This is a genomic window from Arthrobacter alkaliphilus (assembly GCF_021483235.1).
In the GTDB taxonomy this organism is placed as follows: domain Bacteria; phylum Actinomycetota; class Actinomycetes; order Actinomycetales; family Micrococcaceae; genus Arthrobacter; species Arthrobacter alkaliphilus.
In genome coordinates this window covers 1-11,744 of record NZ_JAKEEC010000015.1, presented here as the reverse complement: position 1 = coordinate 11,744, position 11,744 = coordinate 1, and the positions used below count along the sequence as shown (strand labels likewise).

Genomic DNA, 11,744 nt, shown 5'->3' with positions numbered 1-11,744 from the left:
TTTTAATGAATGAACAAATATACGAGCTGCAAAATATTTTGGGGAATTCACTAGTCTCGGCATACTCAAATTTTGACTGGAAAGTCATTACCCTGTTTTACGCAAAAGCGGGGCAGATTGCCGAGGCCACCAGCGAGTGCATTGATGTCAATGGAAACCCCCAATATGCGTCAATCCCGGAGGAGGCGCTCGATGCGCTTGAGTTATTGAAAGAAGTTTCTGCTACAGCCGAGCATGGCACGTGGCTGTCAGTTAATGTGACAATCGTTCGTGAAACCGGGCAGTTCAATATCGCATACAACTTCGACGAGATGCCATCTTGGGACATTGAGCCTGAGCCAGAGAGCTATTTGCTCGATCTAGAGCGTTACCCTCGCCCGGCGGATGAGATTCCTGCGTGGTACCCGAAGCCAGAGGACTACCCTAATTGGCATGAGGAGCTAAAGCGTTAGGCGGCGTTCCCACGAGTGTTTTCTTGCCTTGAACGCCGAAAGCTACGGTACTCCTGAGGCTCGAGATCTCCTCGGCGTCCCAGGCCTTGGTAAGTCTTCGGGTCTGTAGCTATCCTGGCTGGCGGTNACTCCTGAGGCTCGAGATCTCCTCGGCGTCCCAGGCCTTGGTAAGTCTTCGGGTCTGTAGCTATCCTGGCTGGCGGTGGCCCTGAGAGGGTAGGGGACCTGCAGATGCTCGATAGTAAGAATCTGTCGGGTCTGACGAGAGCCGGGAAGTGAAAATATGAAGTATGTGTACGGCCAGCGTTGGCACGGCCGCCGCAATCAGCCGACCGAGGCCTTCGATGAGGCAGAAGCGTTCGCAAGATTTAACGGCGAGCGGTCCAAGCCGGACTGGTTCACGGTCGCGGCATTTGCCGACGATGCGACCCCGGATCGGGTGCCGGAGTTTTATGCCGAGATCACGCCGCACGGGGCTTATGCCAAAGTGTTCTTTATCGATCCGTTTGGGTCAATTCATTATATCTTTGGCTTCCGCAAGACGGGGGAGCGACTGTTTCTTGAGTACATCAGGGCCTACACCTATCCAGACATGACGAAATACTATGGCCAGAATGAGAGCATCAAGGTCGTTTCCTATTATTACAAGCCTGACGGTGTGGTTGAAGTTGAAACCAACGATGATGCGATGCCTGACATCTCGGTTGTTCACGTCAAGGATGTCGATATCTCCGCTCACTGGGAGCCGATCCCGGTGTTCGGAGATTGGGAGTCTTTGGGGCGATTCGATGCCCGGTGGCAGCCGCTAAGTTAATTCATTTTCGAAGCACGCTTTGCTCGGGCAAGCCCATGCCCAGAGCTGGTTGTAGGGACAAGCAGCGCTTGAACAGCAAGTTCAAGAGGACATCATGACTGGTATTACCGATTTCGTCATAACTGGGACTTTGTCATAAAAGGCGGTATTTACAATGAATGAACGACTAAATGAACTGCAAAGTCTTCTGGGTAATTCGCTGGTCGGCGCTTACTCGAGTTTTGACTGGAAAGTGATCACGCTCTTCTACGGCAAAGTAGGGCAGATAGCTCAAGGTAGGAGCGAGTGCATCGACATGAACGGAGATGTTCACTATGGCTCGATCTCAGGGGATGCTCGTCGAGCGCTCGATTCCTTGAAAGAGGCTTCTGCTACACCGGATCACGGCACGTGGCTTTCAGTCGACGTGACCCTTGTCCGCGAGACCGGACAGCTGAGCATCCAATACAACTTCGACGAGAAGCCGGGGTGGAAGATCGAGCCGCAGCCAGAAAACTATTTGCTGGACTTGGAACGATACCCCCGCCCTGCGGATGAGATTCCTTCTTGGTACCCGAAGCCAGAGGACTACCCTAATTGGCACGAGGAGCTCAAACATTAGGCGGCGTTCCCACGGGCGTTTTCTTGACTTGCACGCCGAAAGGTACGCTACCCCCGAGGCTCGAGATCTCCTCGGCGTTCCAAGCCTTGGTCAGTCTTCGGGTCTGTAGCGATCTTGGCTGGCGGCGGCCCTGAGAGGGTAGGGGACCTGCAGATGCTCGATAGTAAGAACCTGTCGGGTCTGACGAGAGCCAGGAGTTGACATATGAAGTATGTGTACGGCCAGAGTTGGCATCCCACCCGCAACCAGCCCACCGAGGCCTTCGATGAGGCAGAGGCGCTGGCAAGGTTCAATGGGGAGCGGTCCAAGCCGGACTGGTTCACCGTAGCGGCATTCGCTGACGATGCGACTTCGGAGCAGGTGCCGGAGTTTTATGCCGAGATCACCCCGCATGGGGCTTATGCCAAAGTGTTCTTTATTGATCCGTTCGGGTCTATTCACTATATTTTTGGCTTCCGCAAGACGGGGGAACGACTGTTTCTTGAGTACATCAAGGCCTACACCTATCCGGACATGTCGAAATATTATGGCCAGGATGAGAGCATCAAGGTCGTTTCTAATTACTACAAGCCTGACGGTGTGGTCGAACTTGAAACCAACGATGATGCGATGCCTGACATTTCGGTTGTTCACGTCAAGGGAGTTGATGTCTCCGCTCACTGGGAGCCGATCCCGGTATTCGGAGATTGGGAGTCTTTGGGACGGTTTGATGCACGATGGAATCCGGTCGGTTAGTTCATTTTCGAAGCGCGCTTTGCTCGGGCAAATCCAAGCCCAGAGTCGATTGAACGCGCAAGTAGCGCTTGAACAGTAAGTTCACGAGGACATCATGACTGGTATTACCGATTTCGTCACAACCGGGACTATGCCGCAAGAGGCGGTCGCTAAGTACGCCCCGCTGTTACCAGGGGAGCTTGCCGTATTGTGGACCAACTACGGTTTGGGGACTTTCCGCGGCGGGTATCTCCGGGTAGTCAACCCGGATTACTGGATGCAGATCGTTGAGAACACGCATCAAGGTTTCAATCCACTGATTCCTATCATGACCACAGCAATGGGAGATATCATCGGCTGGGATGGCGAGATGCTTCTCCTTCTAGATTACCGGCACGGACTAGTGCGGCATGTGTTGACCGCAAAGCACTTCCTGAGGCTTCTAGATGAACCAAAGTATATGGAAGAGGAGCTCTGCTGGAATCCTTACCCCCAGGCTCGTGAGCGCTACGGTACGCCGGACCCTAGTCAGTGTTTCGGCTATGTACCGATCCTAGGAGCTGGTGGGCCTGAGGTAGCGGATAATCTTCGGATTGTCGACATGCGCACTCACATTGAACTAATAACAGAACTCATGGGACCACTCGAGCGGTTCGTTTTCAAAAGCTGATTCAGGAAGTTTTTTTGGGGGTATATACGATGAATGAACGAGTTAGCGAATTGCAAAATATTCTAGGTGACTCGCTGGTTGCCGCATACTCGAGTTTTGACTGGACCGCCATACACCTATTTTATGGTGAAGTCGGGCAGATAGCTCAGTACACGAGTGAGTGCGTAGATGTTGATGGAAAGTCGCAGTACGCGTCCGTCCCCAAGGCTGCACTCGATGCACTAAAACTATTGAAGGAAGTTTTAGCCACACCGGAACACGGGACGTGGCTGTCAGTCAACGTGACTATCGTTCGTGACACCGGGCAGTTCAATATCAAATACAACTACGATGAGCAACCGTCTTGGGATTTTGAGCCGCAGCCAGAGAACTATTTGCTGGACCTGGAGCGTTACCCTCGTCCGGGGGATGAGATTCCTTCGTGGTACCCGAAGCCTGAGGACTTCCCGAATTGGCATGAGGAGCTAAAGCGTTAGGCGGCGTTCCCACGGTTGCTTTCTTGACTTGTATGCGGGCGGGTAGGCTACATCAGATGCAGATTTCACAGTACCCAGGGGGATTTCATGACTGGTATAACTGATTTCGCTGTCACCGGGACAATGCCTCAGTCGGCAATTGATAAGTATGCGGCCGTGGTGCCGGCGGAACTCGCCTCGTTGTGGACCGATTATGGCTTGGGCAACTTCCGGGACGGTTATCTGCGGGTGGTCAACCCGGATGACTGGATGCAGCTTGTTCAGGATACTCATAAGGGCTTTCGGCCCTTGATTCCGATCATGACCACCGCAATGGGGGACATTGTCGGATGGGACGGTGAGCTTCTTCGTCTGTTGGACTATCGCCACGGATTGGTAAGAACTCTTTTCGGAGAGGCTTATTTTGTGACGGACACACAGAGCTCCAAATATATGGAATCAAAACTGTTCTGGTCCCCTTATCCTGAGGCCCGCGAGCTTTACGGTGTTCCAGATCCCGGTCAGTGCTTTGGCTACGTGCCATTCCTTGCTGCCGGAGGCCCCGAAACGGTCGAGAACCTACAGATTCTCGACATGCGTACCCATATCGAGGTCATCACAGCCTTCATGGGACCTCTCGACCAGTTTGTGAGCTACTAGCCTCGACCATAACGGTCTGCGGACTGAGGGTGGGGGCCTACCGGGTTAAGTCCAGTGCGAGCCCGGCAGATCAAGCATTACCCGTAGTAAGTACCTGTCGGGTCTGACGAGAGCTAGGAAGTGAAGATATGAAGTATGTGTATGGACAGCGTTGGCATCCCAGCCGGAACCATCCTATTGAAGCCCTTGACGAAGCAGAAGCGTTGGCAAGATTCAACGGAGAGCGTTCCAAGCCGGACTGGTTCACGGTCGCGGCGTCCGCCGAAGATGCGACCTCGGAACAGGTGCCAGAGTTTTATGCCGAGATCACCCCGCACGGGGCTTATGCTGCCGTTTACTTTATCGATCGGTTCGGTTCCATTCACTACATTTTCGGCTTCCGAAAGACCGGAGAGCAACTATTTCTCGAAGACATCACTGCTTATACTTACCCCGACATGGCTAAGCACTTTGGTCAGAGTGAGTGCACAAGGGTCGTGTCGTATTTTTACAAAACCGATGGTACGGCGCGTGTGCGTATCGATGATGATACTGCTCCGGATATTTCCTACATGGATGTCAAGGATGTCGATGTTTCTGCCCATTGGGAGCCGATCCCGGTATTCGGAGACTGGGAGTCATTGGGACGATTCGATGCCCGGTGGAAGCCTCTGAGTTAGTTCATTTTCGACACGCACCTTGGCCGCTTATTGATTTGCAGCCCTGGGTTCACAACCGGAATTTTCCCCGGCCGATGATGATTGTTAATTGAGGTCGAAAGCGGAGTGGAATGAGACATGAAATATTACAGGGTTGAACCTGCCGTTGACGGTAGCCTGGGTGAGATGGCTGAGTTTGTCCGCGGTTCTGAGAATCGCATGCTTGTGACCTTTCATATGGTCCTGCACGACTGGTTGGGCGATGACTTGGTCACCACCACACCGGGCTTCGCCGTTACTCGTGCCCTCGCGGACCGTCTGCAGAAGAGTGGTCTGACCGGGTTCGACTTGAAGGATATGCATCTAAGTATCTCCCCTCAAGGCACTGAGTTGATGAGGTTTGGCGACGCAGAGGTTCCTGACCTTGTCTGGCTTGATCCTGTCGGGAGGTTTGGGGAAGGAGATTTCTTCATGGATCGCGACGTCCCCGATCTGATCGTGAGTGAGAAAGCTCTTCGGGTGCTTCAAGAATTCGACCTCAAACGAGCTCGAGTCGGTGAATTCTGAGTTCTCGCACTACCTGCCAACAGGTCACTTTGGCACAAAGATTCTCTCGATATTGGACGTGGCGGTAATTTTGCTCCTTAGGTAAGGTGGCGGCATGGGCTTCTACAGGATTCAACCCGCCGTCGATGGCAGCTTGGGCTCCCTGGCGGCGTTCGAACCAGGTTTTCCCAATCGGAAACTTCTGACCTTTCACATGGAGCTCGAAGACTGGCAGGGCAACGATTTGATCAACACTTCGCCGGGATTCGCAGCTACCCGTCGTCTTGCAGATAGCCTTTCTACGAGTGGGTTGACTGGCTTCCAGCTGAAGGACATGTATCTCAGCGTTTCGGTCGAAGGAACAGACGCATTGCGTCGAATTGATTCTCAGATTCCCGATCTAGTCTGGCTTGATATCATCGGTGAGTACGGGGTGGCTGATTTCTTCCTCAATCATGATGTGCCGGAGTTGATTGTGAGTGAACGCGCCTTGGAGTTCCTTCATGGTTTTGATTTGAGTGGGGCGGACATCGTCACGGTTACTCCATGAAGCGGAAACCGATCCCGGCATTCTGAGATCTGGTGGTCACAACATCGAAAGCACTGCATACTAAAAAGCGGTTTTGCACAATTGTGAGTCTTGATGAATGAACGAGTAATAGAACTTCAAAATATTTTGGGCAGGGCCCTTGTTGCCGCATACGCCGATTTCGACTGGACGACCATACGCCTATTTTATGGCGACGTCGGGCAAATTTCGCAGGCCAACTGTGAGTGCGTAGATGTCGATGGAAGGACACAGTACGCGTCCATCCCCGATGCTGCACTCGACGCACTAGAAGTATTGAAGGAAGTATCCGCCACATCCGAACACGGCACTTGGCTGTCAGTCGACGTGACCATTGTCCGTGAGACCGAACAGTTGAACATCCAATACAACTTCGACGAGAAGCCGGAGTGGACGATCGAGCCGCAGCCAGAGAACTATTTGCTCGATCTGGAACGATACCCCCGCCCCGCGGATGAGATTCCTGCCTGGTACCCGAAGCCTGAGGATTACCCTAATTGGCATGATGAGCTAAATCATTAGGCTGCGTTCCTACGAGTGTTTTCCTGAGTTGGTGCCTTGGTGCCGACAGGTACGCTGTATCGGAGGCATCTTTCACCTGGGGGACTTCATGACTGGCATCACTGATTTCGATGTTATCGAGACCATGCCGAATGCGGCGACTGACAAGTACGCGGCGTTGGTACCAGCGGAGCTTGCCGTATTGTGGACCGACTACGGCTTGGGGACATTCAGGGACGGGTATCTCCGGGTGGTCAACCCGGATGACTGGATGCGGCTCGTTCGGGACACGCATCGAAGCTTCAATCCACTGATTCCGATCGCGCCCGTTGAACTAATAACAGCACTAATGGGACCGCTCGACCGGTTTGTTTCCGATAGCTGATTTGGGATAGCTTTGGGGGTATTTACGATGAATGAACGAGTTAGCGAATTGCAAAATATTCTAGGTAATTCGCTGGTGGCCGCATACTCGAGTTTTGACTGGTCGACCATACGCCTATTTTATGGCAAAGTCGGGCAGATAGCTGAGGGCACCAGCGAATGCGTTGACATGAACGGAGACGTTCGCTACGCGTCACTTCCAAAGGAAGCTCGTCGAGCGCTCGAGCTGTTGAAAGTAGCTTCTGCTACAGAAGATCACGGCGCGTGGTTGTCAGTCACCGTGACCATCGTTCGTGAGACTGGGCAGTTCAACATCCAATACAACTTCGATGAGAAGCCATCTTGGGACATTGAACCACATCCGGAGAGCTATTTGCTGGATCTGGAGCGTTACCCTCGTCCGGCGGATGAGATCCCTGATTGGTACCCGAAGCCAGAGGACTACCCAAATTGGCGCGAGGAGCTCAACCATTAGGCGGCCTTCAGAGTCATGAAATATTATAAAATTGAGCCGACGGTTGACGGTTCCCATGGAGAATTCAGTGAATTCGATCCGTTGTCGAATAAACGTCGCCTCCTCCGCTTTCACCTTGTACTCGAGGACTGGTTCGGCGAGGATATCGTGACGATGGCCCCCGGTTTCGCTGTCACCCGGCGGTTGGCTAATAGCCTTTCCGAGAGTGGCCTAACCGGCTTCGAACTTAGAGACATGTATCTGAGCATTTCAACCGACGGTACCGAAGCAATGATTCGCAAGGGTGCTCAAATACCCGACTTGGTATGGCTGGATTTGGTAGGCGAATACGGTCAAGCTGACTTCTTCCTTGATCGGGTCATACCAGACATGATCGTAAGTGAGCGTGCGCTAGGACTGCTGCGGCAGTTCAAACTAGGTGACGCGAACATTGAGGACCACATGGTTCGGTAGCGATAGTAATAACCGGCCGGCAACCACGAATGTCAGGAGCTAACAGCATGAAGTACGTGTATGGTCAGAGTTGGCATCCCACCCGCAACCAGCCGACCGAGGCCTTCGATGAGGCAAAAGCGCTAGCAAGGTTCAATGGGAAACGTTCCAAACCGGACTGGTTCACCGTCGCTGCATTCACCGACGATGCGACCCCGGAGCAGGTGCCGGAGTTTTACGCCGAGATCACGCCGCACGGAGCGTATGCCGCCGTTCACTTTATCGATCCGTTCGGGTCAATCCACTACATCTTCGGCTTCCGCAAGACCGGAGAGCGACTATTTCTCGAAGACATCACCAGCTATACGTACCCAGACATGACAAAGCATTATGGTCAGAATGAGTGCGTCAAAGTCGTGTCCATGTATTACAAGACTGACGGCGTCGTGGAAGTTGAAACAAACGACAAATCACAACCAGATATTTCCGTCGTGCACTATAAGGATGTCGATGTCTCCGCTCACTGGGAGCCGATCCCGGTCTTCGGAGATTGGGAGTCTCTGGGACGATTCGATGCCCGATGGAGACCGCTCAGTTAGTTCAGGTTCGCCGCACGCCCTGCTCAGTAGAGTCTTTGTAGGCCCTTAGTCGGTATTGGCATGACGAGCTAAAGCACTAGCCGGCGTTCCCGCGAGTGCTTTCTTGGCTTCCACCCCGAAAGGTACGCTACCTCGGAGGTATATTCACAGCACGCGGGGAGACTTCATGACTGGTATCACTGATTTCGTTGCTACCGGGGCGATGTCGCAAGCGACGGTTGAGAAATATGGAGCCTTGGTGCCGCGCGAGCTTTCCTTGCTGTGGACCGACTACGGGGTTGGCACCTTCCGGGACGGCTATCTCCGTGTCATCAACCCGGATGACTGGATGCAGCTGGTTCGGGATACGCATCGTGGCTTCAATCCACTGATTCCGATCATGACCACAGCGATGGGCGACATCATCGGATGGGACGGGGAATTGCTTCTCCTCCTGGATTACCGGCACGGGCTGGTACGAACTCTATTCTCGGAGAATTACTTTCTCAGGAACCTCGACGAGCCGGGTTTCATGGAAGAAGAACTCTTCAGGGCACCTTACCCAGAAGCCCGCGAACGCTACGGTGTTCCAGGCCCTGGTCAGTGCTTCGGCTATGTTCCGATCCTGGCTGCCGGTGGCCCCGAGAAGACGGAGAACCTGCAGATACTCGACATGCACCCCCACATCGAGGTCATCACGACATTCACGGGGCCGCTCGACCGTTTTGTGAGCTATTAGGCCGCTGCGACACGTCCTGGGCGCCAGCTTGACCCTGTTGGCCTCGGCAAGCCAGCAGTCCTCCGCCACTTGCCAACCGATTACGGTTTACTATGGGGCATTACCGTCCGGCGGGCAGTGGTCATTCGTGGGCCCATCGCCGGGCAGTCACCGACACAATGGAGGGGATAGTCCTTGGCAACCATGGCTGATGTTGCGCGGGCAGCAGGCGTCTCCAGGAGCACTGTGTCCTATGCCCTCAGCGGCGTCCGGCCGATTGCTCCCGAGACCCGCGAACGCATCCTGCAGGCCATGTCCGACCTTGGTTACACGCCCAACCTGCTCGCCCAGGGCTTGGCCGGCAAGCGAACCGGCATCGTCTCGCTGATTTTCCCGGTCGGGGAGCAAGGCATGAACACCACGGAATTCGAATACGTCCAGGGTGCTGCCGAGCAAGCGCGCGCTGACGGCTACCATCTTCTTCTGTGGCCGATGGATCCTGACGACTTGGGCGAGATGCAGCGGATCGTGGCGCAAGGCCTGGTGGATGGAATCCTTCTGATGGAGGTCAGGTCAAACGACGACCGGATCCCGGTCCTCATGGAAACGGGTGTTCCTTTCGTCATGATCGGACGACCCGCGGATGCCGATGGGCTGACATTCGTGGACGCGGATTTCGACGCCATGGGGGAGTTGGCAGTGTCTCACCTCGCCAGCTTGGGGCACACGGAAATCGGCCTCGTGACGCATTCGCGTGAATCCCTGGACACCGGATACGGCCCAATGGTCCGGTCCTGGGATGCCGTTGCGGCTTCGGCGTCCCGGCACGGAATCAAAGCGCGTCTGTACCCAGCGAAGACCTCCCTTGCCGGTGGCCGCGAGGTCTTCGGCCAGATCCTGGAAGAAGCTCCGGCAACAACCGGACTCGTGATGATCAACGAAGCAGCTACCGCCGGCCTTCTGGGGGCTGCGGCAGCCCATGGATGGCGAATCCCGGAATCCCTCTCCATTGTCGCGATCAACACCAGCGAAGGTTCCGCGGAGCGCTTCATGCCCGCCCTGACGACGGCGTCCGCTGAACCAAGCGTCATGGGTCGTGAGGCAGCACAATTCCTCACCCGACGCCTCAGGAGTGAGGGCGCCGACGCCGTGCAATGGCTCGCTGAACCGGTGCTCACGTTGCGCGGAAGTACCGCCGTTGCACGCGCCACCTAGCACTTTGGAGCATTCATTACGCGCCCCCAACACGCCCGATTGTGATATTTGACACACCCTCGCGCAGCCAACTACTGTCGAGCCATCGACCCGCGTCGACAAGGCGCGTCGACGAACGGCGATGAGATTCCTCCTGCCACACCTTGGGGGATGGTCAGCGATCGATGTTCCCGGAGACTAAGGAAGTAAGTCGTGCTTGGAATCATTCGGTACCAATCCTCCGAATTGACGATGTCGTCGATGTCGCCCAAACCGGAACAGGAATCCCGCAGTTCGCAGCAGGTCCACGAGCAAGCGAGTCCCCTGCTTCGCGGCTCGTGAGGGCCGCGGAATAGTGCGAGGACGGAACCCCGACGCCGCCACCTGGGTCTGAGTTTTCACGACCGTGCGGCGCAAGCGGGTCCATGATGTCCGCCCACAGCATGTAAGCGCTTGCCCATCCGCCGCCCTGCGCCCGTGGTGCCGGCAGAGGCCTCCGCACCCGGCGCCGCAGAACCCACCCCAGCAGCGCCACCCCTAGCCAACATCTCCCTCATCATCACAACAACCTCCTGGAGGTACACCGCATGGAAACGTTGACCAAGTCGGCCCTGTCCGCGTTCGAAGGCGGCCGGAAGTGAAAGCGATCCGACGGTTCACCGTCCGTACCGTTCTGCCGGAAGCAATCGCCCCGCTGGCACTGCTGGCGAAGAACTTGCGCTGGTCCTGGCACTTGCCGACACGCGAACTGTTCTCCGCCCTGAACCCCGAGGCCTGGGAACAAAGCGAGCATGACCCCATGACCTTCCTGGGCCTCGTGAATCGAGAGGAACTCCATCAGCTCGCAGCGGACGACGCCGTCGTGGAGCGTGTCCAACAGGCGGCTGCAGATCTGGACCGGTACTTGAGCGAGCCGCGCTGGTATCAGGGGCTGGGTCCGGAGGCTCCGGCGTGCATCGCGTACTTCTCGCCCGAGTTCGGTATCACCGAGGTCCTTCCGCAGTACTCGGGCGGTTTGGGGATCCTGGCCGGGGACCACTTGAAGGCCGCCTCGGATTTGGGTGTGCCGTTGATCGGGGTCGGGCTGCTCTACCAAGCGGGCTATTTCAAGCAGTCCCTGTCCCGGGACGCCTGGCAGCAGGAAACCTACCCGGTCCTTGACCCCGACGGGCTGCCCCTCACACTGCTCCGCGAGGAAGACGGTTCCCCGGCTCTTGTTACTCTTCCCCTGCCGGGCAATCGCAAGCTGCGCGCACACATCTGGCGGGCCGATGTCGGGCGCGTGCCGCTGTTGCTGCTCGATTCGAACGTTCCGTCCAACGACGACGCCGCGCGCGGGATCAC

19 protein-coding genes are annotated in these 11,744 nt (G+C 55.5%); all 19 read left to right on the top strand.

Annotated elements, in window-relative coordinates:
- Window positions 1-5 precede the first annotated feature (5 nt).
- Window positions 6-452 carry a hypothetical protein gene (locus L0B83_RS11700; protein WP_234758631.1) on the top strand — a complete coding sequence of 149 codons (447 nt, stop codon included), beginning with the start codon at window positions 6-8 and terminating at the stop codon, window positions 450-452.
- 283 nt (window positions 453-735) lie between these two features.
- Complete coding sequence (locus L0B83_RS11695) at window positions 736-1,266, top strand: hypothetical protein (RefSeq protein WP_234758630.1); 531 nt, start codon at window positions 736-738, stop codon at window positions 1,264-1,266.
- Between the two features lie 154 nt (window positions 1,267-1,420).
- Window positions 1,421-1,867 carry a hypothetical protein gene (locus L0B83_RS11690; protein ID WP_234758629.1) on the top strand — a complete coding sequence of 149 codons (447 nt, stop codon included), beginning with the start codon at window positions 1,421-1,423 and terminating at the stop codon, window positions 1,865-1,867.
- A 204-nt stretch (window positions 1,868-2,071) separates the two neighbouring features.
- Window positions 2,072-2,602 carry a hypothetical protein gene (locus tag L0B83_RS11685; protein ID WP_234758628.1) on the top strand — a complete coding sequence of 177 codons (531 nt, stop codon included), beginning with the start codon at window positions 2,072-2,074 and terminating at the stop codon, window positions 2,600-2,602.
- Between the two features lie 94 nt (window positions 2,603-2,696).
- Window positions 2,697-3,251: a T6SS immunity protein Tdi1 domain-containing protein gene (locus tag L0B83_RS11680; protein ID WP_234758627.1), complete on the top strand. Its 555-nt coding sequence runs from the start codon at window positions 2,697-2,699 to the stop codon at window positions 3,249-3,251.
- A 29-nt stretch (window positions 3,252-3,280) separates the two neighbouring features.
- The gene (locus L0B83_RS11675; RefSeq protein WP_234758626.1) at window positions 3,281-3,727 is read left to right on the top strand and encodes a hypothetical protein; all 447 of its coding nucleotides are present in this window, start codon (window positions 3,281-3,283) and stop codon (window positions 3,725-3,727) included.
- A gap of 87 nt (window positions 3,728-3,814) precedes the next feature.
- Entirely contained in the window at window positions 3,815-4,366 is a 552-nt protein-coding gene (locus L0B83_RS11670; RefSeq protein ID WP_234758625.1) for a T6SS immunity protein Tdi1 domain-containing protein, read from the top strand.
- A gap of 128 nt (window positions 4,367-4,494) precedes the next feature.
- Entirely contained in the window at window positions 4,495-5,025 is a 531-nt protein-coding gene (locus L0B83_RS11665; protein WP_234758624.1) for a hypothetical protein, read from the top strand.
- A gap of 165 nt (window positions 5,026-5,190) precedes the next feature.
- Window positions 5,191-5,571 carry a hypothetical protein gene (locus L0B83_RS11660; protein WP_234758623.1) on the top strand — a complete coding sequence of 127 codons (381 nt, stop codon included), beginning with the start codon at window positions 5,191-5,193 and terminating at the stop codon, window positions 5,569-5,571.
- Window positions 5,572-5,665: 94 nt separating this feature from the next.
- The gene (locus tag L0B83_RS11655; protein ID WP_234758622.1) at window positions 5,666-6,100 is read left to right on the top strand and encodes a hypothetical protein; all 435 of its coding nucleotides are present in this window, start codon (window positions 5,666-5,668) and stop codon (window positions 6,098-6,100) included.
- Window positions 6,101-6,193: 93 nt separating this feature from the next.
- Window positions 6,194-6,640 carry a hypothetical protein gene (locus L0B83_RS11650; RefSeq protein ID WP_234758621.1) on the top strand — a complete coding sequence of 149 codons (447 nt, stop codon included), beginning with the start codon at window positions 6,194-6,196 and terminating at the stop codon, window positions 6,638-6,640.
- Window positions 6,641-6,728: 88 nt separating this feature from the next.
- On the top strand, window positions 6,729-7,004 hold the full coding sequence (locus tag L0B83_RS11645) for a GAD-like domain-containing protein (RefSeq protein ID WP_234758620.1): 276 nt from the start codon (window positions 6,729-6,731) through the stop codon (window positions 7,002-7,004).
- A 27-nt stretch (window positions 7,005-7,031) separates the two neighbouring features.
- Complete coding sequence (locus L0B83_RS11640; RefSeq protein ID WP_234758619.1) at window positions 7,032-7,478, top strand: hypothetical protein; 447 nt, start codon at window positions 7,032-7,034, stop codon at window positions 7,476-7,478.
- 15 nt (window positions 7,479-7,493) lie between these two features.
- Window positions 7,494-7,931 carry a hypothetical protein gene (locus tag L0B83_RS11635; RefSeq protein ID WP_234758618.1) on the top strand — a complete coding sequence of 146 codons (438 nt, stop codon included), beginning with the start codon at window positions 7,494-7,496 and terminating at the stop codon, window positions 7,929-7,931.
- A 47-nt stretch (window positions 7,932-7,978) separates the two neighbouring features.
- Window positions 7,979-8,509 carry a hypothetical protein gene (locus tag L0B83_RS11630; protein WP_234758617.1) on the top strand — a complete coding sequence of 177 codons (531 nt, stop codon included), beginning with the start codon at window positions 7,979-7,981 and terminating at the stop codon, window positions 8,507-8,509.
- Window positions 8,510-8,675: 166 nt separating this feature from the next.
- Window positions 8,676-9,227: a T6SS immunity protein Tdi1 domain-containing protein gene (locus L0B83_RS11625; RefSeq protein ID WP_234758616.1), complete on the top strand. Its 552-nt coding sequence runs from the start codon at window positions 8,676-8,678 to the stop codon at window positions 9,225-9,227.
- 183 nt (window positions 9,228-9,410) lie between these two features.
- Window positions 9,411-10,421 carry a LacI family DNA-binding transcriptional regulator gene (locus L0B83_RS11620; RefSeq protein ID WP_234758698.1) on the top strand — a complete coding sequence of 337 codons (1,011 nt, stop codon included), beginning with the start codon at window positions 9,411-9,413 and terminating at the stop codon, window positions 10,419-10,421.
- A gap of 192 nt (window positions 10,422-10,613) precedes the next feature.
- The gene (locus L0B83_RS19755; protein WP_268820833.1) at window positions 10,614-10,742 is read left to right on the top strand and encodes a hypothetical protein; all 129 of its coding nucleotides are present in this window, start codon (window positions 10,614-10,616) and stop codon (window positions 10,740-10,742) included.
- A gap of 295 nt (window positions 10,743-11,037) precedes the next feature.
- Window positions 11,038-11,744 (top strand): DUF3417 domain-containing protein (locus L0B83_RS11615; RefSeq protein WP_234758615.1); only part of this gene is annotated, 707 nt, incomplete at its 3' end.

What these genes read in the sequence shown, in the direction of transcription:
- L0B83_RS11655 (WP_234758622.1), top strand. Translation starts at nt 5,666, where the DNA reads ATGGGCTTCTACAGGATTCAACCCGCCGTCGATGGCAGCTTGGGCTCC.
- L0B83_RS11660 (WP_234758623.1), top strand. Translation starts at nt 5,191, where the DNA reads ATGGCTGAGTTTGTCCGCGGTTCTGAGAATCGCATGCTTGTGACCTTT.
- L0B83_RS11645 (WP_234758620.1), top strand. Translation starts at nt 6,729, where the DNA reads ATGACTGGCATCACTGATTTCGATGTTATCGAGACCATGCCGAATGCG.
- L0B83_RS11670 (WP_234758625.1), top strand. Translation starts at nt 3,815, where the DNA reads ATGACTGGTATAACTGATTTCGCTGTCACCGGGACAATGCCTCAGTCG.
- L0B83_RS11680 (WP_234758627.1), top strand. Translation starts at nt 2,697, where the DNA reads ATGACTGGTATTACCGATTTCGTCACAACCGGGACTATGCCGCAAGAG.
- L0B83_RS11635 (WP_234758618.1), top strand. Translation starts at nt 7,494, where the DNA reads ATGAAATATTATAAAATTGAGCCGACGGTTGACGGTTCCCATGGAGAA.
- L0B83_RS11700 (WP_234758631.1), top strand. Translation starts at nt 6, where the DNA reads ATGAATGAACAAATATACGAGCTGCAAAATATTTTGGGGAATTCACTA.
- L0B83_RS11620 (WP_234758698.1), top strand. Translation starts at nt 9,411, where the DNA reads ATGGCTGATGTTGCGCGGGCAGCAGGCGTCTCCAGGAGCACTGTGTCC.
- L0B83_RS11685 (WP_234758628.1), top strand. Translation starts at nt 2,072, where the DNA reads ATGAAGTATGTGTACGGCCAGAGTTGGCATCCCACCCGCAACCAGCCC.
- L0B83_RS11640 (WP_234758619.1), top strand. Translation starts at nt 7,032, where the DNA reads ATGAATGAACGAGTTAGCGAATTGCAAAATATTCTAGGTAATTCGCTG.
- L0B83_RS11690 (WP_234758629.1), top strand. Translation starts at nt 1,421, where the DNA reads ATGAATGAACGACTAAATGAACTGCAAAGTCTTCTGGGTAATTCGCTG.
- L0B83_RS11665 (WP_234758624.1), top strand. Translation starts at nt 4,495, where the DNA reads ATGAAGTATGTGTATGGACAGCGTTGGCATCCCAGCCGGAACCATCCT.
- L0B83_RS11650 (WP_234758621.1), top strand. Translation starts at nt 6,194, where the DNA reads ATGAATGAACGAGTAATAGAACTTCAAAATATTTTGGGCAGGGCCCTT.
- L0B83_RS11695 (WP_234758630.1), top strand. Translation starts at nt 736, where the DNA reads ATGAAGTATGTGTACGGCCAGCGTTGGCACGGCCGCCGCAATCAGCCG.
- L0B83_RS11630 (WP_234758617.1), top strand. Translation starts at nt 7,979, where the DNA reads ATGAAGTACGTGTATGGTCAGAGTTGGCATCCCACCCGCAACCAGCCG.
- L0B83_RS11675 (WP_234758626.1), top strand. Translation starts at nt 3,281, where the DNA reads ATGAATGAACGAGTTAGCGAATTGCAAAATATTCTAGGTGACTCGCTG.
- L0B83_RS11625 (WP_234758616.1), top strand. Translation starts at nt 8,676, where the DNA reads ATGACTGGTATCACTGATTTCGTTGCTACCGGGGCGATGTCGCAAGCG.